The sequence below is a fragment of the Streptomyces bluensis genome (assembly GCF_014650715.1).
Classification (GTDB): Bacteria; Actinomycetota; Actinomycetes; order Streptomycetales; family Streptomycetaceae; genus Streptomyces; species Streptomyces bluensis.
In genome coordinates this window covers 145,257-168,124 of record NZ_BMVM01000013.1, presented here as the reverse complement: position 1 = coordinate 168,124, position 22,868 = coordinate 145,257, and the positions used below count along the sequence as shown (strand labels likewise).

Annotated in this window: 17 protein-coding genes; 14 read left to right on the top strand and 3 right to left on the bottom strand. The window is 70.1% G+C overall.

Translation table 11 applies throughout. From position 1 onward, the window contains the following. The first annotated feature begins 26 nt into the window (after window positions 1-26). Entirely contained in the window at window positions 27-296 is a 270-nt protein-coding gene (locus IE262_RS28230; protein ID WP_134041194.1) for a hypothetical protein, read from the top strand. A gap of 34 nt (window positions 297-330) precedes the next feature. Next, a complete protein-coding gene (locus IE262_RS28225) occupies window positions 331-1,071 on the top strand; it encodes a class III extradiol dioxygenase subunit B-like domain-containing protein (RefSeq protein ID WP_189877633.1) in 741 nt (246 codons plus the stop codon). 65 nt (window positions 1,072-1,136) lie between these two features. On the opposite strand, the gene IE262_RS28220 is transcribed toward IE262_RS28225, so the two are convergent. Beyond that, on the bottom strand, window positions 1,137-1,415 hold the full coding sequence (locus IE262_RS28220; RefSeq protein WP_134041190.1) for an antitoxin: 279 nt from the start codon (window positions 1,413-1,415) through the stop codon (window positions 1,137-1,139). A 445-nt stretch (window positions 1,416-1,860) separates the two neighbouring features. On the opposite strand from IE262_RS28220, the gene miaA reads away from it, so the two are divergent. From miaA to hflX, 6 genes are all read left to right on the top strand, one after another. Further along, window positions 1,861-2,799, top strand: a complete 939-nt coding sequence (miaA, locus tag IE262_RS28215; protein WP_189877631.1) for a tRNA (adenosine(37)-N6)-dimethylallyltransferase MiaA — start codon at window positions 1,861-1,863, stop codon at window positions 2,797-2,799. 108 nt (window positions 2,800-2,907) lie between these two features. Continuing rightward, complete coding sequence (locus IE262_RS28210) at window positions 2,908-3,444, top strand: hypothetical protein (protein WP_189877710.1); 537 nt, start codon at window positions 2,908-2,910, stop codon at window positions 3,442-3,444. 48 nt (window positions 3,445-3,492) lie between these two features. After that, window positions 3,493-4,362 (top strand): diaminopimelate epimerase, encoded by an 870-nt coding sequence (gene dapF / locus IE262_RS28205; protein ID WP_189877629.1) that lies wholly within the window; start codon window positions 3,493-3,495, stop codon window positions 4,360-4,362. Between the two features lie 297 nt (window positions 4,363-4,659). Further along, window positions 4,660-6,942: a RelA/SpoT family protein gene (locus IE262_RS28200; RefSeq protein WP_189877627.1), complete on the top strand. Its 2,283-nt coding sequence runs from the start codon at window positions 4,660-4,662 to the stop codon at window positions 6,940-6,942. Between the two features lie 85 nt (window positions 6,943-7,027). Next, window positions 7,028-8,497 carry a M1 family metallopeptidase gene (locus IE262_RS28195; protein ID WP_189877625.1) on the top strand — a complete coding sequence of 490 codons (1,470 nt, stop codon included), beginning with the start codon at window positions 7,028-7,030 and terminating at the stop codon, window positions 8,495-8,497. Window positions 8,498-8,798: 301 nt separating this feature from the next. Next, window positions 8,799-10,295 (top strand): GTPase HflX, encoded by a 1,497-nt coding sequence (gene hflX, locus IE262_RS28190; RefSeq protein WP_134041178.1) that lies wholly within the window; start codon window positions 8,799-8,801, stop codon window positions 10,293-10,295. Between the two features lie 166 nt (window positions 10,296-10,461). Here the strand turns inward: hflX and IE262_RS28185 are convergent, their stop codons facing one another. Continuing rightward, window positions 10,462-11,700 carry a trypsin-like serine peptidase gene (locus IE262_RS28185; RefSeq protein ID WP_189877623.1) on the bottom strand — a complete coding sequence of 413 codons (1,239 nt, stop codon included), beginning with the start codon at window positions 11,698-11,700 and terminating at the stop codon, window positions 10,462-10,464. Between the two features lie 405 nt (window positions 11,701-12,105). Here IE262_RS28185 and IE262_RS28180 point away from each other — a divergent pair, with 405 nt between their 5' ends. From IE262_RS28180 to IE262_RS28165, 4 genes are all read left to right on the top strand, one after another. Continuing rightward, window positions 12,106-12,342 carry a hypothetical protein gene (locus IE262_RS28180; protein WP_189877735.1) on the top strand — a complete coding sequence of 79 codons (237 nt, stop codon included), beginning with the start codon at window positions 12,106-12,108 and terminating at the stop codon, window positions 12,340-12,342. Window positions 12,343-12,414: 72 nt separating this feature from the next. Further along, window positions 12,415-14,535, top strand: coding sequence for an IucA/IucC family protein (locus tag IE262_RS28175; protein WP_373305157.1), 2,121 nt, complete (start codon window positions 12,415-12,417; stop codon window positions 14,533-14,535). A 120-nt stretch (window positions 14,536-14,655) separates the two neighbouring features. Beyond that, entirely contained in the window at window positions 14,656-15,567 is a 912-nt protein-coding gene (locus IE262_RS28170) for a GNAT family N-acetyltransferase (RefSeq protein WP_189877622.1), read from the top strand. Window positions 15,568-15,742: 175 nt separating this feature from the next. Beyond that, window positions 15,743-17,749, top strand: a complete 2,007-nt coding sequence (locus IE262_RS28165) for an ATP-dependent DNA helicase (RefSeq protein WP_189877620.1) — start codon at window positions 15,743-15,745, stop codon at window positions 17,747-17,749. Window positions 17,750-17,838: 89 nt separating this feature from the next. Here the strand turns inward: IE262_RS28165 and lexA are convergent, their stop codons facing one another. Beyond that, window positions 17,839-18,615 carry a transcriptional repressor LexA gene (lexA, locus tag IE262_RS28160; RefSeq protein WP_131563388.1) on the bottom strand — a complete coding sequence of 259 codons (777 nt, stop codon included), beginning with the start codon at window positions 18,613-18,615 and terminating at the stop codon, window positions 17,839-17,841. 520 nt (window positions 18,616-19,135) lie between these two features. Between lexA and nrdR the strand changes: the two genes are divergently transcribed. Both nrdR and IE262_RS28150 read left to right on the top strand, forming a co-directional pair. Next, a complete protein-coding gene (gene nrdR, locus IE262_RS28155) occupies window positions 19,136-19,699 on the top strand; it encodes a transcriptional regulator NrdR (RefSeq protein WP_134041168.1) in 564 nt (187 codons plus the stop codon). 161 nt (window positions 19,700-19,860) lie between these two features. Next, a complete protein-coding gene (locus IE262_RS28150; RefSeq protein ID WP_189877618.1) occupies window positions 19,861-22,755 on the top strand; it encodes a vitamin B12-dependent ribonucleotide reductase in 2,895 nt (964 codons plus the stop codon). The last annotated feature ends 113 nt before the right edge of the window (window positions 22,756-22,868 follow it).

Below are 22,868 nucleotides of genomic sequence, written 5' to 3'. Positions count from 1 at the left end.
ACACTACGGGCGGAAAGGAGCACCCCATGTTGCCGTACCGAGTCGCGTTCACCGAAGAAGCCGCCGAAGTGCGCGACAGCCTGCCCGCCGACCGGCGTGACGTGCTGGAGCGTGGCCTGGCCATCCTGGTGACCGACCCGCGGCACAAGCTCTCCCACCCCGTCCGCGGCGACGAGACCACGCGAGAGATCGCCCTCTCGCGCAACCTGTTCATCGAGTACGTGATCAGTGACGGCAAACTCGTGGTGCTCGTCCTCACGGTCATCGACCTCACTGACGTGCTGATCGAGGACTGACACGCCGCCGTTCTGCCGGGTTACCCTGCCGGTCATGCTTGTCGCCGCCGCCGTCTGCCCCTGTCCGCCGCTGCTCGTGCCCGAGGTCGCCGCGGGTGCGGCGCCAGAACTGGACGCCGCGCGGGCCGCGTGCGCGGACGCGCTCGGGGTCCTCGCCGCGGCACGCCCCGACCGGCTGGTGGTCGTCGGCCCGGCCGACGAGACCGGGCAGGGACGGTACGCGGAGGGTACGCCGGGCTCGTTCCGCGGCTTCGGCGTGGACGTCGACGTACGCCTGGGACGCGGCAGACCGGACCCCACGGCCCCGGACCTGGATCCCACGGCTCCGGGGCGCGGGCTTCCGCCCTCACTGGCCGTGGCCGCCTGGCTGCTGGGGCACACGGACCGGCCCGACGTGCCCGTGGAGGGCCTCGGCGTGGGGGACCTACTGGAGGCCGAGCACTGCGTCCGCGCCGGGCAGGAGCTCGTGGCGCCCGACCAGCGGGTGGCCCTGCTCGTCATGGGCGACGCCAGCGCGTGCCGCACCCTCAAGGCACCCGGTTACCTCGACGAGCGCGCCGCCGGCTTCGACGCCGAGGTCGCCCGCGCGCTCGGCTCGGCGGACGTCCCGGCCCTCAAGGCCCTGGACAGCGCCCTGGCCCACGAACTCAAGGCCTCCGGCCGCGCCCCCTGGCAGATCCTCGCCGGAGCGGCCGAGCACACGGCCCTGTCGGGCTCGCTCCTCTACGACGAGGCACCGTACGGGGTGGGCTACCTGGTGGCGGCCTGGTCGTAGGCACAGCGCCCGACACGGCACAACAGCCGCGGAGCCTCCGCGGCTGTTGTGCCGTGTCGTGTCGCTCAGGAAGCCGGTGGCGGTGGCGGTGGCGGCGCGTCCGGCGGGGGCGCGGAGATGCCGCTGTCCTTGTGCGCGAGTCGGTCCATGGCGTCCTTCGCCTTGCCCGTGCCCGAGTGGATCCGGTCGCTGTACTTGCCCTTGGTCTTCTTGTCGACCGCGTTCGCGAGCTTGTCGAGACCGCGCTCGAACTTGTCGATCTTGTCCTCGTGCTTCTGCGCGAGGTGCGAGACCTTTTCCTTGGCCGGGGCGAGTTTGGACTTCACGTTATGCAGAAGACTCATGGTTCACCTTCCCGCGGGACAACAGTCATGTGCGGCGCTCTCGCCGGCCCCGTTGTCGGCGGCCTGCTCGGCGGTCTGCTGCTTCGGGATCTCCACGTCGTCGCCCGCACCGGGCCCCTCCGGCGCGATCTTCCTCTTCGGCCGCTTCCCCTCGTCCGTCCCTTGTGCCTCGGACTCGGCCGCTGGCGCATCGGCCTGCGCCTCGGCGGTTGACGCCTCCTCCGTTGCCTTCGCCTTCCGAAAAAGTCGCGCAAAAACGCCCATATCCACTCCAACGTTACTCGTGCGGGCGAAATCCCGCGTCGCCCGGTGCGTCCTGTTGCGTCGCCCGGGTCACCGGTACTCACATCCGGCGGTCCGAACCTCGCAACAGGGAACGACCCCGCCCCGGCGCCGTCACGTAACTCGTTCGAGGGCGGCCCCGGGGGTTTGCGAGACTGGGGCGGTGAGCACCACACCCGCCGCCCCCCGTGTCATCGCCGTCGTCGGACCCACCGCTGCCGGAAAGTCCGATCTCGGCGTCTTCCTCGCCCAGCGCCTCGGCGGCGAGATCGTCAACGCCGACTCGATGCAGCTCTACCGGGGGATGGACATCGGCACCGCCAAACTGACACGCGAGGAGCGCGGCGGGGTCCCCCACCACCTCCTGGACATCTGGGACGTGACGGTCACGGCCAGCGTCGCCGAGTACCAGCGGCTCGCCCGCGCGCGCATCGACGCCCTGCTCGCCGAGGGCCGCTGGCCCATCCTGGTGGGCGGCTCCGGGCTGTACGTCCGTGGCGCCGTCGACAACCTGGAGTTCCCCGGCACCGACCCCGAGGTCCGCGCCCGCCTGGAGGAGGAACTCACCCTGCGCGGCTCCGGCGCCCTGCACGCCCGCCTGGCGGCCGCCGACCCCGAGGCGGCCCAGGCGATCCTGCCCAGCAACGGTCGCCGCATCGTCCGCGCCCTTGAGGTCATCGAGATCACCGGCAAGCCCTTCACCGCCAACCTCCCGGGCCACGACTCCGTCTACGACACGGTCCAGATCGGTGTCGACGTGCCCCGCCCCGAACTCGACGAGCGCATCGCCCGCCGGGTCGACCGCATGTGGGACGCCGGACTCGTCGACGAAGTGCGCTCGCTCACGGCGCAAGGGCTGCGCGAGGGGCGCACGGCCTCGCGCGCGCTCGGCTACCAGCAGGTTCTCGCGGCGCTCGCCGGTGAGTGCTCCGAGGAGGAGGCGCGCGCCGAGACCGTGCGTGCCACGAAACGCTTCGCGCGCCGCCAGGATTCATGGTTCAGGCGGGACCCCCGTGTGCATTGGCTTAACGGGGGCGTCGCCGATCACGCGGAACTTCCGGAGCTCGCCCTGTCGTTCGTCGAACGACCGGTTACAGCCTGATCACGTCATGGCATCGGGACGCACCGGCCGTCATCCGGGCCTTCGGGACCGTGCCATCATCGACCTTCGATCGACCAAGTGAAGTCCTAGTTGGGAGGGCGCGTGGCGATGGAGGCCGGCCCTCGCAACACCGCACAAGACGCAGAGACCGCGAAGCACCAGCCCGCGGAGAACGGGGAGCAGCAGGCCCTTGAGGGGTACCGCTTGAGCCCGGACGGGGACTCCCTGAGCCCGGACGGCCCGGACGAGCAGTCGCCGGGCGGAGTGACCGACGACGGACCGGAGGCGGACGACCTGTCCGCCGGACCCGAGGTCGAGGTCGAGCTCCGGCCCCAGCGCCGGCTGCGGATCTGGCAGCTCGCCCCCATCGTCGCCCTGGCCGCCCTGGGCTCCCTGATGTTCGCCTTCCCGCTCGCCTTCGAGTTCGGCGACGGCGGTGCCGTGGTCGCCATGCTCGGCCTGCTGATCTGCTCCTGCGCGGCCGGCTGGGGCATGATGGCGGCCCGCCGCGTCGGGTCCACCTGGCCCGGACTGCCGCAGCGCGGATCCGGACGCCGCCCCGACTGGCGGGTGGTCCTCGGGTACGCGGTGATCGTGCTCGCGGTGGTGGCCCTGGCCGTGTGGCGCGTCGCCCGGCTGCGCTGACACCCGCGCGGGGACCTCACTGTCGTACGCACACCGTACGATCGAGGAATGAGCACGCCGATCGCCTTCCTCAAAGGCCACGGGACCGAGAACGACTTCGTGATCATCCCGGACCCGGACAACGCCATCGACCTGCCCCCGGCCGCCGTGGCCGCCCTGTGCGACCGGCGCGCGGGGCTGGGCGGGGACGGTCTGTTGCACGTCGTACGGTCCGCCGCGCACCCCGAGGCGACGGCGATGGCGGCCGAGGCGGAATGGTTCATGGACTACCGCAACGGCGACGGCTCGATCGCGGAGATGTGCGGCAACGGCGTACGGGTCTTCGCCCGCTACCTCCAGCGCGCCGGACACGTCACCGAGGGGGACCTCGCGGTCGCCACGCGCGGAGGCGTGAAGACCGTGCACATCGACAAGGACGGTGACGTCACGGTCGGCATGGGCAAGGCGCGCCTCCCCGAAGGGGACGTCACCGTGAGCGTCGGCGACCACAGCTGGCCCGCGCGCAACGTGAACATGGGCAACCCGCACGCCGTGGCCTTCGTCGACGACCTCGCGCACGCCGGCGACCTGTACTCCGCGCCGCCGTTCAGCCCGGCCTCCGTCTACCCGGACGGAGTCAACGTCGAGTTCGTGGTCGACCGCGGCCCGGCCCACGTCGCGATGCGCGTACACGAGCGCGGCTCCGGCGAGACCCGCTCGTGCGGCACGGGCGCGTGCGCCGTCGCCGTGGCGACCGCCCGCCGCGACGGCACCGACCCGGCCGTGACGGGCACTCCGGCGACCTACACCGTTGACGTTCCCGGCGGAACCCTCGTCATCACCGAACGCCCGGACGGCGAGATCGAGATGACGGGACCCGCGGTGATCGTCGCCGAGGGAGTGATCGACGCCGACTGGCTGGAAAACGTGGCGAGTTGAGGCGAGGCCAGGCTGGGTGTCACGGCACTCGGGCATCTCGGGGCTTCGATGCCGCCCCTTCGCGGCGTGCGCGGGTTCGATTCCATGGCCAACTGCCCGCTGGGTGGCTCAAAACCGTAAACCTCTGAAACGTCGCTCGAATGGGTGATCCGTTTCACGCTCGGGGGGAGGCGGTCCATCGCACCTGGTGGGCTCGATAGCATCAAGCACCGGCACGGACGGGGGAACCACGCCATACCCCGAGCCGCCGTACGCCAAGGGGTATCCGTCCGCCGGTCCACGCAGCCGGAGGTGCCCATGAGTGCGGAGGCCACGAACCCTCTCACGCCCGCCCCTGTGACGCCCCCTTCCCCACACTCAAGTTCGCACGAACGGGGCAGCACGCACGAGCAGACCGTGCCACCGGCACACCGCAGGAAGGGCCGCCCCCGCATCGACCTGCGCCGCCTCGGCCGCGCCGCGCTCCTCGGGCCCACGGCCCGGGACCGAGTGCCCGACGCCATCAGCCATGTGGCCGAGGCGCACCGCGCCCACCACCCCGACGCCGACCTCGAACCCCTGCGCCGCGCCTATGTGTTGGCCGAGTCCTCGCACCGGGGCCAGATGCGCAAGAGCGGCGAGCCCTACATCACGCACCCGCTCGCCGTGACCCTGATCCTCGCCGAACTCGGCGCCGAAACCACGACTTTGACGGCCTCGCTGCTTCACGACACCGTCGAGGACACCGAGGTGACGCTGGATCAGGTAGGCGAGGAGTTCGGCGAGGAGGTCCGCTACCTCGTCGACGGCGTCACCAAGCTGGAGAAGGTCGACTACGGTGCCGCCGCCGAACCCGAGACCTTCCGCAAGATGCTCGTCGCCACCGGCAACGACGTCCGCGTGATGTCGATCAAACTCGCCGACCGACTGCACAACATGCGCACCCTGGGCGTGATGCGCCCCGAGAAACAGGAGCGCATCGCCAAGGTCACCCGGGACGTGCTGATCCCGCTCGCCGAACGGCTGGGCGTCCAGGTACTCAAGACCGAACTGGAGGACCTGGCCTTCGCGATCCTCCACCCCGAGGAGTACGAGCACACCCGCGAGCTGATCGCCGACAACGCGGCGCACGGCGGCGACCCGCTCGCCGAGATCGCCGACGAGGTGCGCGGAGTGCTGCGCGAGGCCGGAATCCAGGCCGAAGTCGTCATCCGGCCACGGCACTTCGTCTCCGTGCACCGCATCTCGCGCAAGCGCGGGCCGCTGCGCGGCGCCGACTTCGGACGCCTCCTCGTCCTCGTCAACGAGGACGCCGACTGCTACGCGGTCCTCGGCGAACTGCACACCTGCCTCACGCCCGTCGTCTCGGAGTTCAAGGACTTCATCGCCGTACCGAAGTTCAACCTCTACCAGTCGTTGCACACGGCTGTCGCACGCGCGGACGGCGAGGTCGCCGAAGTCCTCATCCGCACGCACCAGATGCACAAGGTCGCCGAGGCCGGAGTCATCGCGCTCGGCAATCCCTACGCTCCTCCTACGGAGGAGCAGACAGACGGGGAGCAGACAGACGGGGAACAGACCGGAGGGGAACAGTCCGGCGGGGTACAGACGGACGCCGGGCCGGCCGGCGGTGACGGCGAGCGCGTCGACCCCACACGCCCCGGCTGGCTCTCCCGGCTCCTCGACTGGCAGGAGGCGGCCCCGGACACCGACATCTTCTGGTCCACGCTGCGCGAGGACCTCGCCCAGGACCGCGAGATCACCGTCTTCCGGCCTGACGGGGGCACATTGGGGCTTCCCGAGGGCGCGAGTTGCGTGGACGCCGCGTACGCCCAGTACGGCGAGGACGCGCACGCCTGTATCGGCGCCCGTGTCAACGGCCGTCTGGCGACGCTGAGTACGGTCCTGAAGGACGGCGACACCGTCCAGCTCCTCATGGGCCAGGACCCTGCCTCCGAGCCCTCCCGAGAGTGGCTGGAGCACGCCCGCACTCCCGGCGCACGCATCGCCATCCAGCGGTGGCTGGCGGCCCATCCGGCGCCCGCCGACGCGGGTGCGTCCGCCTTCCACGACCTCTCTGCCCGATCGAACACCGACGCACCGTCCGCCCGCCCCGACGCCGACGCCTCCGCCGCACGCTCGGCCTCCTCCAGCGTCGCCGTGGACCAGCCCGGCGCGAGCGTACGGCTCGCGGGCTGCTGTACGCCCGTACCACCCGACGAGGTCACCGGCTTCGCCGTCCGCGGGGGAGTGGTCACCGTCCACCGCGTGGAGTGCGCCGGAGTGGAGCGGATGAAGAGCGCGGGGCGCGCGGAGGTCGGTGTGCGCTGGGGTGACACCACCGAGTGCCGTGTCACGCTGGTCGCCGAGTCGTTCCAGCGGCCCCACCTCCTGGCCGACCTCACCGAGGCCATCGCCCTGGAGGGCGTCGCGATCGTCTCCGCCATCGTCGAACCTCCGGCACAGCAGCGCGTCCGCCACACCTACACCCTCCAACTCACGGACGCCGCCCACCTCCCCGCCCTGATGCGCGCGATGCGGAACGTCGCCGGGGTGTACGACGTGGGCCGCGCCCAGCACCAGGCTCCGGCCACGCAGTAGCGCGGGCTCCGAGGGACCCGCCGTTCGAGTGCGCCCGCCGCGCGTCGTCGCCGTGGGGGCGCAGCGGCGCTGGTAGCGGTGGTGCATGCTGCTCACCGCCCGCCCCAGGGCCCGTCGCGCCAAGGCGGCGCTGCTCACCTCCGCCGTCTCCGTCTGCCTGATCGCCGCAGGCGTCCCCTCGCCGGCCGTGCCCCTCGGCGTGGGCGACCGCCTGTTCCCGTACCTCGGCAACCCGGGGTACGACGTCCGGTCGTACGACCTCGACTTCACCTACTCCGGCACGAATCGCGAACCGCTCTCGGCCGTCACCACCATCGACGCCCGGACGACCGCACCCCTGAAGCGTGTCAACCTCGACTTCGCGCACGGGACGGTGCGGTCCGTGGAGGTCAACGGCGCGCCCGCCGCCTTCACCAGCGCGGGTGAGGACCTGGTCCTCACCCCGCGGGCGCCGCTCCCCGGGGGCAGTCCGCTGCGGATCACCGTGCGCCACACCAGTGACCCCGTGTACCCCGAGGGCAAGGACGGCGGCTGGGTGCGCACCGCGGACGGCCTTGCGATGGCCAACCAGGCCGACGCCGCGCACCTGGTGTTCCCGTGCAACGACCACCCCTCCGACAAGGCCCTGTTCACCATCCGGGTCACCGCGCCCCGCGGTCACACGGCCGTGGCCGGCGGTGTGCCGGTGGGCGTGCACCGCGGCCCCAAGGCCACGACCTGGACGTACCGCACCCAGCACCCCATGGCGACCGAACTCGCCCAGGTCTCCATCGGCCGGTCCACGGTCCTGCGCCGCACCGGACCGCACGGCCTGCCCCTGCGTGACGTGGTGCCCACGAAGGACCGCACAACGCTGGAACCATGGCTCGGGAAGACACCCGCCCAGATCGCCTGGATGGAGCGGAAGGCCGGTGCGTACCCCTTCGAGACGTACGGCGTGCTGATCGCGGACGTGCGGACCGGCTACGAGCTGGAGACACAAACCCTCTCTCTCTTCGAGAAAGAGCTCTTCACCCGCTCCGAGTACCCGCAGTGGTACGTCGAGTCCATCATGGTGCACGAACTGGCCCACCAGTGGTTCGGCAACAGCGTCAGCCCGCGCACCTGGTCCGACCTGTGGCTCAACGAGGGACACGCCACCTGGTACGAGGCCCTGTACGCGCAGGAGAAGGCCGGCAAGTCCCTGGAGGCCCGGATGAAGGCGGCCTACGCCGCCTCCGACCGCTGGCGCGCCGACGGAGGCCCGCCGGCGGTACCGAGAGCACCCAGGCCGGGCCAGAAGATCAGCATCTTCCGCCCCATCGTCTACGACGGTGCCGCGCTCTTCCTCTACGCCCTCCGCCAGGAGATCGGCCGCCCCGCCTTCGACAGCCTGGAACGCTCCTGGGCGCGGCTCCACCGTGACGGGGTCGCCGGCACGCGTGACTTCGAGGACCTCGCGTCCCGTGTCGCCGGGCGCGATCTGAGCGGGTTCATCCGTCCCTGGCTCTACGGGAAGAAGACCCCGCCGATGCCGGGCCACCCGGACTGGAAGCCCGAGCCCGCACAGAAATGACCACAGACGCGAGCGGACGGCGGAACGGGAATAACCCGGGTGACGAGACGAGCCGTGTCGTGCGACCATCTTCTCCGTCGGCGGCGCGGCCCGGCCCCTGGGGGCGGGTCCCGCTCGGGACGGGTCCGGGAATCTCCGGGGGTACTCGGACGTTGTCCACAGTGACGAAACGGGTACGTCGCAAGTGACGAAAGATCCGTGCCAGTGACGGAGGGACTGCCGTCAGTAACGGATCGCCGTCATCGCCGCCATTGGTGGACAGCCCGTCGCCGCAATCGTTTCCCATCGACGTAAGGATCCAATGACCTCCTCTTCTTCCCCTTCCCAGGCCGCGCAGCGCGCCCTCGCGCAGAACTACACCGAAGGTCTTCGGGCCGATGCCCTGATGGAAGAGGACGTCGCCTGGAGCCACGAGATCGACGGAGACCGGGACGGCGACCAGTTCGACCGCTCCGAGCGCGCGGCCCTGCGCCGAGTCGTGGGCCTCTCCACCGAACTCGAAGACGTCACCGAGGTCGAGTACCGCCAGCTCCGTCTGGAGCGCGTCGTCCTCGTCGGCGTCTGGACCTCGGGAACGGTACAGGACGCGGAGAACTCGCTGGCCGAGCTGGCAGCCCTCGCGGAGACCGCGGGCGCGCTGGTACTCGACGGTGTGATCCAGCGCCGCGACAAGCCCGACGCGGCCACGTACATCGGCTCCGGCAAGGCCGACGAGCTGCGGGACATCGTCCTGGAGTCGGGAGCCGACACCGTCATCTGCGACGGTGAGCTCAGTCCGGGCCAGCTCATCCACCTCGAAGACGTCGTCAAGGTCAAGGTCATCGACCGCACGGCCCTGATCCTCGACATCTTCGCCCAGCACGCCAAGTCCCGAGAGGGCAAGGCGCAGGTCGCGCTCGCGCAGATGCAGTACATGCTGCCCAGGCTCCGAGGCTGGGGTCAGTCGCTGTCGCGGCAGATGGGCGGCGGCAAGGGCGGCGGCCTCGCCACCCGTGGCCCCGGTGAGACCAAGATCGAGACGGACCGGCGCCGTATCCGCGAGAAGATGGCGAAGATGCGCCGGGAGATCGCGGACATGAAGACCGGCCGCGAGATCAAGCGCAAGGAGCGCAAGCGCCACAAGGTGCCGTCGGTCGCCATCGCCGGCTACACCAACGCGGGCAAGTCCTCGCTGCTCAACCGACTCACAGGCGCGGGCGTCCTGGTCGAGAACGCACTGTTCGCGACCCTCGACCCGACCGTGCGCCGGGCCGAGACCCCGGGCGGGCGGCTGTACACCCTGGCGGACACCGTCGGTTTTGTGCGCCACCTGCCGCATCACCTGGTCGAGGCGTTCCGTTCCACAATGGAGGAGGTCGGCGACTCCGACCTGATCCTGCACGTGGTGGACGGTTCGCACCCGGCACCGGAGGAGCAGCTGGCCGCCGTGCGCGAGGTGATCAGGGACGTCGGCGCCACCGACGTGCCCGAGATCGTCGTGGTCAACAAGGCGGACGCGGCCGACCCGCTGACGCTTCAGAGGCTGCTGCGGATCGAGAAGCGCGCCATCGCGGTGTCGGCCCGCACCGGCCAGGGCATCGACGAACTCCTCGCGCTGATCGACAACGAGCTGCCCCGTCCCTCGGTCGAGATCGAGGCACTCGTGCCGTACACGCTGGGCAAGCTGGTCGCCCGCGCCCACACCGAGGGCGAGGTGATCTCCGAGGAGCACACCCCGGAGGGCACCCTGCTCAAGGCGCGGGTCCACGAGGAACTGGCGGCGGAGCTGACACCGTACGCACCGGCACCGCTGGCCTGACACCGCTCCGCACACCGCCTGACGCGCGGTACGTACGACGCGCGAAGGCCCGCCCCCCCCGCGTGGGAGGGGCGGGCCTTGCGTTCGTCCGTGGTCGACGGCTGTTGGTCGGGGCGGCCCGGCGCCGGCCCCGACGAACAGCACGCGGTCACCGGTCACCGAGTCGTCACTGACCGGCGAACTTCCGGCTCACCTCTTCGTACACGTCCTTGGCCACCCCGCCCAGCCGCGGGCCCGCCAGCCAGCCGGCGTTCACCGGGCCGATCGAGGTGTTGGAGACGAGCGCGGGCTTGCCGTCCGCACCGGCCGCCACCCAGCCGCCGCCGGACGAACCGCCCGTCATCGTGCAGCCGATGCGGTACATCGTGGGGTCGGACTTCAGCAGCGAGAGCCGGCCCGGCTTGTCCGTGCACTGGTACATCGTCTCGCCGTCGAACGGCGCCGCCGCCGGGTAACCCGTCGCCGTAATGCTCTTCACCTGCGGAACCGCGGGCGCGTTGAAGTCCACCGGGAGCGCCGAACCGACTGTCTCCTCCAGCGACTTGCCGTTTCCGCCCTCCTCCGGTGTCACATGGATGACCGCGAAGTCGTACGACGCGCCGTCACCGCCCGTCCTGCCGCCCTGCTCGATCCACTGGTCCGAGGTCCGCGCCCCGTCGCCCCACCAGACACCGTACGGAGCGACCTCCTCCTTGGTGGCGCCCGCGAGCTCCGTCGCCGTCATCCCGCTGTCGTTGTAGGACGGCACGAAGGCGATGTTGCGGTACCAGCCGCCCGACTTGCCGGCGTGCACGCAGTGGCCCGCGGTCCACACGAGGTTCGACTTGCCAGGGTTGGCCGGGTCCTCGACCACCGTCGCCGAGCAGACCATCGTGCCCTGGGGACCGTCGAAGAACACCTTGCCCGCCTCGGGCACGTTGTCGTGGTAGCCCGTCGGCACGGCCCGCGCCCTCACGGCCGCCGGCGTCGGGTCGGTGACGCCCTGGTCACCGGAGAGGTCGCTCTCGTCGACCTCCTTCTCCGGCTCCTGGGCCTCCCGCATCCGGTCCGGGTCCCACAGGTCCTTGATGATCGGGTTGACGAAGTCCTCGGCCTCGCGCAGCCAGTCGTCCTTGTCCCAGTTCTTCCAGGCGCCCTTCTTCCACTTGTCGATGTCGATTCCGTGCTCTTTGAGCTTGTCCCGGATGTCGTCCTGGATGTCGTCCGGGATCCGGATCTTGCCGTCGCCGTCCGAGGATCCCTGGGACGCGGACGCGTCGGCGTTCGCCCCGTCGTCGCCCGGGCCGCAGGCGGTGACGGTCAGCGCGAGAGCCGTGGCGAGACCGACGGCAGCCAGCGTGGGGAAGGATGTGCGGCGCCCACCCCTGACTCGGCGAGCGGTGAGGAACGGGCGTATGGATGGCATGGTCTGAACTCCCCCTGGGGCGCTTGACAACTCTGTGCCGCCGGAGCGGTCGCGTACGTTCGCGTACGACATTCTCTCCGCACGCCGCCCGGCAGCTTGGTGGGGGATCCGCCGATGGTCGCCCTCTCGGTACGGAACCGCCGACGCCGACCGGCCGCGTTCGTCGCGGCGTTCACTGAACGGCACCACACACTATGTGGTCGCTGTAGGGGACATCCGACAGAACCACAACGGTTCCGTCACGGCGTGGATCTTCGACTCCTTTCACACGGCGGCTCGGATCTCCCTGCGCGCCGATCCGGACCGCACCCGCTTCCCCGCGCGGGTCGCGTCGTTGGTACGTGCGGGGGCCTGTCGTTGCACGGAGCCCTCGGCCAACTCGCCTCTGGGAGCGGAGGAACCGTCGTGGCTGTGACCGAGTCCGTGGGGCGTGCGACCGAGGCGGCACGCGCGGCCCACGAGGGGATCCTGCGGCGGCAATCGGCGCACGAGTCCGCGGCGCGCACCTGTGCACTCCTTGACGTGGCCACCCGCATGCTCACGCAACTCCCCACTCCGGCCGGCGGGTTCACCTGTGCCGGAGGGGCCAACGCCGTGCTCGGCCGACTCACGGACGCGGTGCCGACGGACCCGCCCGCGTGACGACGCGAGTTCGGCGGCCCGCCTTCGGATGAACACATCGCGTACGCACCTGAAAAACACCACGAGGATCCCTTGACCGCGACCCCCCTGCCTGCCGGGCGCACCCGCCCCCACACCCGAGGCACCGAATCGATCCCCGAGCAGATGGACGGAACGCACGAAGTCGAACGCTTGCGCGCCCCCACCTCCGACCTTCTGAACCACCCCGACGCACACACCGCAGCCCAAGCCGCAGCCATCGAGAACCTACTGCGCTGTTGGGCACGGGAACACGACGTCCCCGCCCCCGACGACGGCACGCTCCGCATCCCCCTCCCCGCCACCGGCACAGCTCTCCTCGCACCGGTCCACTACTGGTCCCCCACGGGCTGGCACCGGTTCGGCCCCGCCCGTCTGGCAGACGCCCCCGACACCGCGCCCCCCGCCGACGCGATGACAGTGGCAGCCCTCCTGGCCAGGGAAGCCGCCGCCGAGTGCACCGATGACGCGGCACCAGATGCCTCTCTGCCTTCTGGCCGGGAGAGCGCAGACCTCGTGGGCCGGGTCGCCGACTCACTCCGCCGTACTGCCGCGTTCCTCAGCGACCGGCGCAGCAACCCCGCCGACGCAGCCGATCTCTTCCTCACCGCCGAACAGTCACTCGTACTCGGCCACCCCCTGCACCCCACTCCGAAGAGTCGTGAAGGGTTCTCCGAAGCGGAAGCACGGCTCTACTCACCGGAGTCGCGCGGCTCCTTCCCCTTGCACTGGATCGCGGTCGCGCCATCCGCCCTGGCGGCCGACTCGGCGTGGACGGAACGCGGCCGACTCGTCCCTGCCGAGCAGCTGACCGCGCGGCTGGCCGGCTCGGGGCTGCCCCTGCCCACGGGCCATACCGCCCTGCCCGTGCACCCCTGGCAGCTCCACGCGATCCTGCACCGCCCGGAGATCGCGGCCCTGCTGGATACCGGGCTCCTCCAGTACCTCGGCCGGTTCGGCTCTCCTTGGCACCCCACCTCCTCCGTGCGCACCGTCTACCGTTCCGGCGCCCCCGCCATGCTCAAGCTGTCGCTGGGGCTGAGCATCACCAACTCCCGTCGCGAGAATCTCCGCAAGGAACTCCACCGCGGAGTGGAGGTCCACCGTCTCCTCCGCACCGGCCTGGCGAGGGAGTGGCAGAACGCCCACCCCGGCTTCGACATCGTCCGCGACCCGGCCTGGCTCGCGGTCACCGGACCGGACGGCCACCCCGTACCCGGTCTGGACGTGGTGATCCGGCACAACCCGTTCGACCCAGCGGACGACATCACCTGCATCGCCGGCCTCGTCTCCCCTCGGCCGTGTGCGATGAGCCAACGCCCCTCGACTGACGGACTCCTCCTATCCGACGATCCGTACCCGGCCGACCGCCCACATCTGACGCCACATCTGACTGACCGGCCACACCCGGCCACCCAGCCGGACCGGCCGACCGACTGGTCCCACACGATCGTCAGGGCCCACGCAACGGGTCCCCAACCGCACGCGTCCGTCCAGCCGTATGGGACCGATCACCAGCAGCGCGGTCGGCCCGTCGACACGCCCGACTTCGTCATGCGATCCAGGCTCACCGACATCGTCACTCGCCTCGCCGGCCGCACCGGACGTCCTCGCCAAGCCGTCGCCACCGAGTGGTTCCTGCGCTACCTGGAACACGTCGTGCGCCCCGTGCTGTGGCTCGACAGTGAGGCCGGTATCGCCCTTGAGGCCCACCAGCAGAACACCCTGCTCCTGCTGGACCCCGAGGGCTGGCCCAGAGGCGGCCGCTACCGTGACAACCAGGGCTACTACTTCCGTGAGTCCCGCCGAGCGGAACTCGACGCCCGGTTGCCCGGCATCGGAGAGCAGAGCGACACGTTCGTCTCCGACGAGGTCACCGACGAACGCTTCGCGTACTACCTCGCCATCAACAACGTGTTCGGGCTCATCGGCGCCTTCGGCTCCCAACACCTCGCCGATGAGGGGCTGTTGCTCTCCGCCTTCCGCCGCTTCCTGGCTGCTGCGGCCACCGGCCCCGCCCGACTGCGCACCTCACTGCCCGCTTTGCTCCTCGACTCACCGGTCCTGCGCTGCAAGGCGAACCTGCTGACCCGGCTGCACGGCCTCGATGAACTCGTCGGCCCCGTGGACACCCAGTCCGTCTACGTCACCATCGCCAATCCCCTCCGCTCATGAAGGCCGGGCAGACCCGGACCATCCGACTTCCCTGAGACCCCCGTATCCCTTCCCCGCACATCTCTGATCCCTGATCCCTGAGGAACATGACCCACCCCGTCTCCTGAGAGGAGCGTCGCCGTGCCTCCCACCGATGCGAGCACCGACACCGACACCACCGACCAGCCCGTCACCGGTACTGCCGCCACCGCTGTGCGGACGGACAGTGGCGACGACACTGGTCCGGCCCCCGCAGAGGACGCCCGCGCCGAGACCACCACCGGCACCGGTACCCGTCCCCGTGCCGGCATCGGTTCGGGCGAGGCATCCGCCCTGGCGCAAGACAGCGAGGACACGCTGGACCTACGCCTGCCCGACGAGTTCCTGGAGTTCCTGGCCGAGGAAGTCGAGAAGCACGGCGGGAGACTGGGCGAGGGGGACGACGCGGAGGCGTGCCCTGCGGATGGCGTCCCACCCGACGGAGACCTGCTCGACCGCCTCGCCGACTGGGGGCCGGTCACCACCCCGGTAGGCGTCCTGCACCTCCTTCCCGTACGCGTCGAGCGGGACCTTCCGCTGATCAGCCTCTGGATGAACGACCCCGCCGTGGCCGTCTTCTGGAGACTCGCCGGACCGCAGTCCGTGACCGAGGGACACCTGCGCCGCCAGCTCGCCGGAGACGGACGCAGCATTCCGTGCCTCGGTCTGCTGGACGGCACCCCGATGAGCTACTGGGAGGTCTACCGGGCGGATCTCGACCCCCTGGCCCGCCACTACCCCGCCCGCCCGCACGACACCGGCGTTCACCTCGTCATCGGCGGTGTCGCAGACCGCGGCCGCGGTATCGGCTCCGCCCTGCTCCGAGGCTTCGCCGACCTGGTCCTGGACAACCGGCCCTCGTGCGCACGCGTCATCGCGGAACCCGACCTTCGCAACACCCCCTCCGTCTCCGCGTTCCTGAGCGCCGGCTTCCGGTTCTCCGCCGAGGTCGACCTGCCCGACAAGCGAGCCGCCCTCATGGTCCGAGACCGGGCCCTGCGCGATCTGCTGTAGCGCCATCACTCTTGGTACACCGCTCACCACGCAGCGGTTCCCACCCGAGAAGAACTTCGAAGGACTCCGTGCTGCATCCACCCGCCAACCCACCCCTGGCCCGCGTCCTGATCACCCCCCTCAGCCCCGCCTTGACCGCCCGCGTGTCAGCGCCGGGCCGTAGGGTGGTCGCGCTATGACGAAGCCCTCACTCCCCGAACTCCTGCATGCTGCCGTCACCGCCGTCGGCGGTGCGGAGCGCCCCGGCCAGGTGACCATGGCCCAAGCCGTCGAGCAGGCCATCGACGACGGCTCACACCTGCTGGTCCAGGCCGGCACCGGCACCGGAAAGTCGCTGGGCTACCTGGTGCCCGCACTCGCGCACGGGGAGCGGGTCATCGTGGCGACGGCCACCCTGGCTCTGCAACGCCAGCTCGTGGAGCGGGATCTGCCGCGCACGGTCGAGGCGCTGCACCCCCTGCTGCGCCGCCGCCCCGAGTTCGCGATGCTCAAGGGCCGGTCGAACTACTTGTGCCTGCACCGCCTGCACGAGGGCGTGCCCCAGGACGAGGAGGAGGGCCTCTTCGACCAGTTCGAGGCGGCCGCGCCCACCAGCAAGCTGGGCCAGGACCTGCTCCGGCTGCGGGACTGGTCGCAGGAGACCGAGACCGGCGACCGTGACGACCTCACTCCGGGCGTCTCCGACCGGGCCTGGTCCCAGGTGTCCGTGTCCTCCCGTGAGTGCCTGGGTGCCTCCAAGTGCGCGTACGGCGCCGAGTGCTTCGCCGGGATGGCGCGCGAACGCGCCAAGCTCTCCGAGGTCGTCGTCACCAACCACGCGCTGCTCGCGATCGACGCGATCGAGGGCGCTCCGGTCCTCCCGCAGCACGAGGTGCTGATCGTCGACGAAGCGCACGAGTTGGTCTCGCGCGTGACGGGCGTGGCCACGGGCGAGCTCACGCCTGGCCAGGTCAACCGCGCCGTGCGCCGCGCCGCGAAGCTCGTGAACGAGAAGGCCGCCGACCAGCTCCAGACCGCCGCCGAGGGCTTCGAGCGGCTCATGGAGCTGGCCCTGCCCGGCCGTCTGGACGAGATCCCCGAGGACCTCGGTTACGCCTTGATGGCGCTGCGTGACGCCGCCCGTACGGTGATCTCGGCCATCGGCAGCACGCGCGACAGGTCCGTCCAGGACGAGGACGCGGTCCGCAAGCAGGCGCTGGCCTCCGTGGAGACCGTGCACGACGTGGCCGAGCGCATCAGCAACGGCTCCGAGTGGGACGTGGTCTGGTACGAGCGCCACGAGCCCCGCGGCGGAGCCGCGTATCGACCCAGCGGAGCTTCCCTGCGTGTCGCCCCCATGTCCGTCTCGGGCCTCCTCAGGGAGAAGCTCTTCGCGGACCGCTCGGTGGTTCTCACATCGGCGACCCTGAAGCTCGGCGGCGACTTCAACGGCGTGGGAGCTTCGCTGGGCCTGGCTCCCGAGGGCACAGAGGGTGAGGACCTGCCGCAGTGGAAGGGCGTCGACGTCGGCTCGCCGTTCGACTACCCGAAGCAGGGCATCCTGTACGTCGCCAAGCACCTGGCACGCCCCGCGCGTGACGGCGACCGCGCCGACATGCTGGACGAGCTGACCGAGCTGATCCGGGCCGCGGGCGGGCGGACGCTGGGCCTGTTCTCGTCGTTCCGAGCGGCCCAGCTGGCGGCGGAGGAGCTGCGCGTCCGCATTCCCGAGTTCCCGATCCTGCTGCAGGGGGAGGAGACACTCGGCGAGCTGATCAAGAACTTCGCGGCCGACCCGAAGACCTGCCTCTTCGGCACGCTGTCCCTCTGGCAGGGCGTCGATGTCCCGGGCCCCAGCTGTCAGCTGGTCGTTATGGACAAGATCCCCTTCCCACGGCCCGACGATCCTGTGATGAGTGCCCGGCAGAAGGCCGTCGAGGACGCGGGAGGCAATGGCTTCATGGCCGTCGCCGCCACCCACGCGGCCCTGCTCATGGCCCAGGGCGCCGGCCGCCTCGTACGCGCGTCCGGGGACCGCGGTGTGGTGGCCGTCCTGGACCAGCGACTGGCCACGGCCCGCTATGGCAGCTATCTGAAGGCATCACTGCCCGACTTCTGGTACACGACGGACCCTCATCAGGTGCGTAAGTCGCTGGCGGCCATCGACAAGGCGGCCCAGCAGACGGAAGAGGCATCAGCCTGAGGGTGGGCGGAGCCGGACAGTGCAGGGCCCCGGAACCGGCGCAGGGGTTCCGGGGCCCGGATCAAGGGCGGCGCACCGCCGCTACGGGGTCACACCCGCCGCAGCACCGCCACCACCTTGCCCAGGATGGTCGCATCGTCGCCGGGAATCGGCTCGTACGCCGCGTTGTGCGGGAGGAGCCAGACGTGGCCGTCCTCGCGCTTGAAGCGCTTGACCGTGGCCTCGCCGTCCAGCATGGCTGCCACGATGTCGCCGTTCTCGGCGACCGGCTGGCGGCGGACCGTCACCCAGTCTCCGTCGCAGATGGCAGCCTCGATCATCGAATCGCCGACGACCTTCAGGACGAACAGTTCGCCGTCGCCGACGAGCTGCCTCGGGAGCGGGAACACGTCCTCCACCGACTCCTCGGCGAGGATCGGACCACCGGCGGCGATCCGGCCGACGAGCGGGACGTACGACGCGGCCGGCTTGCCCGCCGTGTCCGTGGGCTGTGCCGACGCCTGGTCGGAGCCCCGTACCTCGTACGCGCGCGGGCGGTGCGGGTCGCGGCGGAGGAAGCCCTTGCGCTCCAAGGCCATCAGCTGGTGCGCCACCGAGGATGTGCTGGACAGGCCGACTGCCTGGCCGATCTCCCGCATCGACGGCGGGTAGCCACGCCGTTGCACGGAGTCCCTGATGACCTCGATGACCCGGCGCTGCCGGTCCGTGAGCCCCGAGCTGTCGGCCCGGATGCCTGGAGGTCGGCCAGGCAGGGACCGCTTGGGCCCCTCATGGTTCGTGGCTTCGTTCATCGCATGCACCGGCTCGAATCGGTCCTGGGAGCGGTCCTGGGCAGTGATGGCGGCACTGTCTGCGGTGGTGGTCACGTCGGCCCCTCTCGATGGTCTCCCGTGCTGGACAACGGTAGTTGCTTTCGAAAGGTTGCGCCAAACACACGTTCGAGTGAAAAATCGCGGATTGGTCGACGCGATCAGATCTCCGGGTGTATGGCTAACGACGCTCCTGGCGGACAAAAGTGCTCATTGCTGTACTGTTCACCGCCGGGTGATGGCCTTGTGGGCCGGGTGTCGCTTCGTCGTCCAGTCTGCCACCAGGCGCCTCGACGGCCCGGTACCGGCCCCTCCTGAGCGTCGCCCCACCGTATCCCCGGCCACCCCGTGGCCCAAGGACCCTGTGGTGCGTGCCGATACATGCGCGACACGCGCGTGGTGGGCGGATTTACGTGCCAAGCCCTACATGTAGTGCTTGGATTGCAGTGACGGCCCAGAAGTTGTGGTCCCCCGGGTCTCGGGGCCCTCGGGTATCGCCTATGCTTGGGGCTGCTTCGCGGGGCCAGAGGGGCCTGTGAGGCTATTGAGTCTGCTGTGAAAGGGGGTTGGACGTTCTATGCATTGCCCTTTCTGCAGGCACCCCGACAGCCGCGTCGTCGACTCTCGGACGACCGATGACGGTACGTCGATCCGCCGGCGCCGTCAGTGTCCGGACTGCTCCCGCCGTTTCACGACGGTGGAGACCTGTTCGCTGATGGTGGTCAAGCGGTCCGGGGTCACCGAGCCCTTCAGCCGTACGAAGATCATCAATGGTGTGCGCAAGGCATGCCAGGGACGGCCCGTCACCGAGGACGCGCTCGCCCAGCTGGGCCAGCGGGTCGAGGAGGCGGTGCGGGCCACGGGGAGCGCCGAGCTGACCACCCACGACGTGGGGCTGGCCATACTCGGCCCGTTGCAGGAGCTCGACCTCGTCGCCTATCTGCGATTCGCCTCGGTGTACCGGGCGTTCGACTCGCTGGAGGACTTCGAGGCGGCCATCGCGGAACTCAGGGAAGAGCAGGGGAAGCGCCCCGCCGGGGACGGCGAGGACTGCGAGGGAGCAGTCGAGGAGCGCGGGGAACCCGACTGCGGGCCCGGGGAGACCGGAGAGGTCCCCGTGCCTGCCCGCGCCGCCGACTGACAGGCGGAAGTCGCCCGGACGGATCACCCGGACCGGACGACCGGCGGCGACCAGGACCTGTCGCGGAGAGCCGTGTGCGCGGCGCCGCGACACATGACAGAACACGTGCTACGGGAACAAAGTGGCACTTCAGGGCGTTTTCGCCCGTACAGGGAGGCGGCATGACAGAGACGGCGAGCGGTCCGGCACGGAGTTCCCGCGCCAAGGGCACCAAGGCGAGCAAGGGACTGCGTATCGAGCGCATCCACACCACCCCCGGCGTGCACCCGTACGACGAGGTCGAGTGGGCGCGCCGTGACGTCGTCATGACCAACTGGCGCGACGGCTCGGTCAACTTCGAGCAGCGCGGCGTCGAGTTCCCCGAGTTCTGGTCGGTGAACGCGGTCAACATCGTCACCAGCAAGTACTTCCGTGGTGCCGTCGGCACCCCGCAGCGCGAGGTGAGCCTGAAGCAGCTCATCGACCGCATCGTGAAGACGTACCGGAAGGCCGGTGAAGACTACAAGTACTTCGCCTCGCCCGCCGACGCCGAGATCTTCGAGCACGAGCTGGCGTACGCCCTCCTGCACCAGATCTTCAGCTTCAACAGCCCGGTCTGGTTCAACGTCGGCACGCCCCAGCCCCAGCAGGTCTCCGCCTGCTTCATCCTGGCCGTCGACGACTCCATGGAGTCGATCCTCGACTGGTACAAGGAAGAGGGCATGATCTTCAAGGGCGGCTCCGGCGCCGGCCTGAACCTCTCCCGGATCCGCTCCTCCAAGGAGCTCCTCTCCTCCGGTGGCAACGCCTCCGGTCCGGTCTCCTTCATGCGCGGTGCCGACGCCTCCGCAGGAACGATCAAGTCCGGTGGCGCCACCCGCCGCGCCGCCAAGATGGTCATCCTCGACGTCGACCACCCCGACATCGAGGACTTCATCGAGACCAAGGTGAAGGAGGAGGAGAAGATCCGCGCCCTGCGTGACGCGGGCTTCGACATGGACCTCGGCGGAGAGGACATCACCTCCGTCCAGTACCAGAACGCCAACAACTCGGTCCGTGTGAACGACGAGTTCATGACGGCCGTCGAGTCCGGCGGGAAGTTCGGTCTGCGCGCGCGGATGACCGGCGACGTCATCGAAGAGGTCGACGCCAAGACCCTGTTCCGCAAGATGGCCGAGGCCGCATGGGCCTGCGCCGACCCCGGCATCCAGTACGACGACACCATCAACCACTGGCACACGTGCCCGGAGTCCGGCCGCATCAACGGCTCGAACCCCTGCAGCGAGTACATGCACCTGGACAACACGTCCTGCAACCTCGCCTCGCTGAACCTGATGAAGTTCCTGAAGGACGACGGCAAGGGCAACCAGTCCTTCGACGTCGAGCGCTTCACGAAGGTCGTCGAGCTCGTCATCACCGCGATGGACATCTCCATCTGCTTCGCGGACTTCCCGACCCAGAAGATCGGCGAGAACACCCGCGCCTTCCGCCAACTCGGCATCGGCTACGCCAACCTCGGCGCCCTCCTCATGGCGACCGGCCACGCGTACGACTCCGACGGCGGTCGCGCGCTGGCCGGAGCCATCACCTCGCTGATGACCGGTACGTCGTACCGCCGCTCCGCCGAACTCGCCGCGGTCGTCGGCCCGTACGAGGGCTACGCCCGCAACGCCAAGCCGCACCTGCGCGTGATGAAGCAGCACGCCGACGCCAACACCCAGGCCGTCCGCATGGACGACCTGGACACCCCGGTCTGGGCCGCCGCCACGGAGGCCTGGCAGGACGTGCTCCGCCTCGGTGAGAAGAACGGCTTCCGCAACTCGCAGGCGTCCGTCATCGCCCCGACCGGCACCATCGGTCTCGCGATGTCCTGCGACACCACCGGCCTGGAGCCCGACCTCGCGCTGGTCAAGTTCAAGAAGCTGGTCGGCGGCGGCTCGATGCAGATCGTCAACGGCACCGTCCCGCAGGCCCTGCGCCGCCTGGGCTACCAGGAGGAGCAGATCGAGGCGATCGTCGCCCACATCGCCGAGCACGGCAACGTGATCGACGCACCGGGCCTCAAGCCCGAGCACTACGAGGTCTTCGACTGCGCCATGGGCGAGCGTGCCATCTCCCCGATGGGCCACGTCCGCATGATGGCCGCGATCCAGCCGTGGATCTCCGGCGCCCTGTCCAAGACGGTCAACATGCCGGAGTCGGCGACCGTCGAGGAGGTCGAGGAGATCTACTTCGAGGCCTGGAAGATGGGCGTCAAGGCGCTCGCCATCTACCGCGACAACTGCAAGGTCGGCCAGCCGCTCTCCGCGAAGACCAAGGAGAAGGAGAAGGCCGAGATCACGGAGAAGGCCGAGGCGACCATCCGCGAGACGGTCGAGAAGGTCGTCGAGTACCGCCCGGTCCGCAAGCGCCTCCCGAAGGGTCGTCCCGGCATCACCACGTCCTTCACCGTCGGCGGCGCCGAGGGTTACATGACGGCCAACTCCTACCCGGACGACGGCCTGGGCGAGGTCTTCCTGAAGATGTCCAAGCAGGGTTCGACCCTCGCGGGCATGATGGACGCCTTCTCCATCGCGGTGTCCGTCGGCCTCCAGTACGGCGTGCCGCTGGAGACGTACGTCTCCAAGTTCACCAACATGCGTTTCGAGCCGGCCGGGATGACGGACGACCCGGACGTGCGGATGGCGCAGTCGATCGTCGACTACATCTTCCGTCGGCTGGCGCTCGACTTCCTGCCGTTCGAGACGCGCTCCGCGCTCGGCATCCACTCCGCCGAGGAGCGCCAGCGCCACCTGGAGACGGGCTCCTACGAGCCGACCGAGGAAGAGGTCGATGTCGAGGGCCTGGCCCAGTCCGCGCCCCGCGCACAGGAGCTGAAGGCCGTCGCCACGCCCAGGGCGGGCATCGAGGCGGCCAAGCCCGCCCCGCAGCAGGCCCACACCAGCGCCGAACTCGTGGAGATGCAACTGGGCATCCAGGCGGACGCCCCGCTCTGCTTCTCCTGCGGCACCAAGATGCAGCGGGCCGGTTCCTGCTACATCTGCGAGGGCTGCGGCTCGACCAGCGGGTGCAGCTGAGCCCGGACGCCTCCTGAGGCGTGAATGAGCTCGTCAGGGCGGTGGAGCCGGAAGCCCGGCTCCACCGCCCTCGGTGCGGGCGACGCCCGGCTCTTGACGGGTGCCGTGAACGG

Excerpts from the sequence above, each read along its gene's own strand:
- IE262_RS28150 (WP_189877618.1), top strand. The coding sequence starts at position 19,861 with ATGACAGAGACGGCGAGCGGTCCGGCACGGAGTTCCCGCGCCAAGGGC.
- IE262_RS28195 (WP_189877625.1), top strand. The coding sequence starts at position 7,028 with ATGCTGCTCACCGCCCGCCCCAGGGCCCGTCGCGCCAAGGCGGCGCTG.
- IE262_RS28210 (WP_189877710.1), top strand. The coding sequence starts at position 2,908 with ATGGAGGCCGGCCCTCGCAACACCGCACAAGACGCAGAGACCGCGAAG.
- IE262_RS28200 (WP_189877627.1), top strand. The coding sequence starts at position 4,660 with ATGAGTGCGGAGGCCACGAACCCTCTCACGCCCGCCCCTGTGACGCCC.
- hflX (WP_134041178.1), top strand. The coding sequence starts at position 8,799 with ATGACCTCCTCTTCTTCCCCTTCCCAGGCCGCGCAGCGCGCCCTCGCG.
- nrdR (WP_134041168.1), top strand. The coding sequence starts at position 19,136 with ATGCATTGCCCTTTCTGCAGGCACCCCGACAGCCGCGTCGTCGACTCT.
- IE262_RS28230 (WP_134041194.1), top strand. The coding sequence starts at position 27 with ATGTTGCCGTACCGAGTCGCGTTCACCGAAGAAGCCGCCGAAGTGCGC.
- IE262_RS28185 (WP_189877623.1), bottom strand. The coding sequence starts at position 11,700 with ATGCCATCCATACGCCCGTTCCTCACCGCTCGCCGAGTCAGGGGTGGG.
- IE262_RS28225 (WP_189877633.1), top strand. The coding sequence starts at position 331 with ATGCTTGTCGCCGCCGCCGTCTGCCCCTGTCCGCCGCTGCTCGTGCCC.
- IE262_RS28220 (WP_134041190.1), bottom strand. The coding sequence starts at position 1,415 with ATGAGTCTTCTGCATAACGTGAAGTCCAAACTCGCCCCGGCCAAGGAA.
- IE262_RS28165 (WP_189877620.1), top strand. The coding sequence starts at position 15,743 with ATGACGAAGCCCTCACTCCCCGAACTCCTGCATGCTGCCGTCACCGCC.
- dapF (WP_189877629.1), top strand. The coding sequence starts at position 3,493 with ATGAGCACGCCGATCGCCTTCCTCAAAGGCCACGGGACCGAGAACGAC.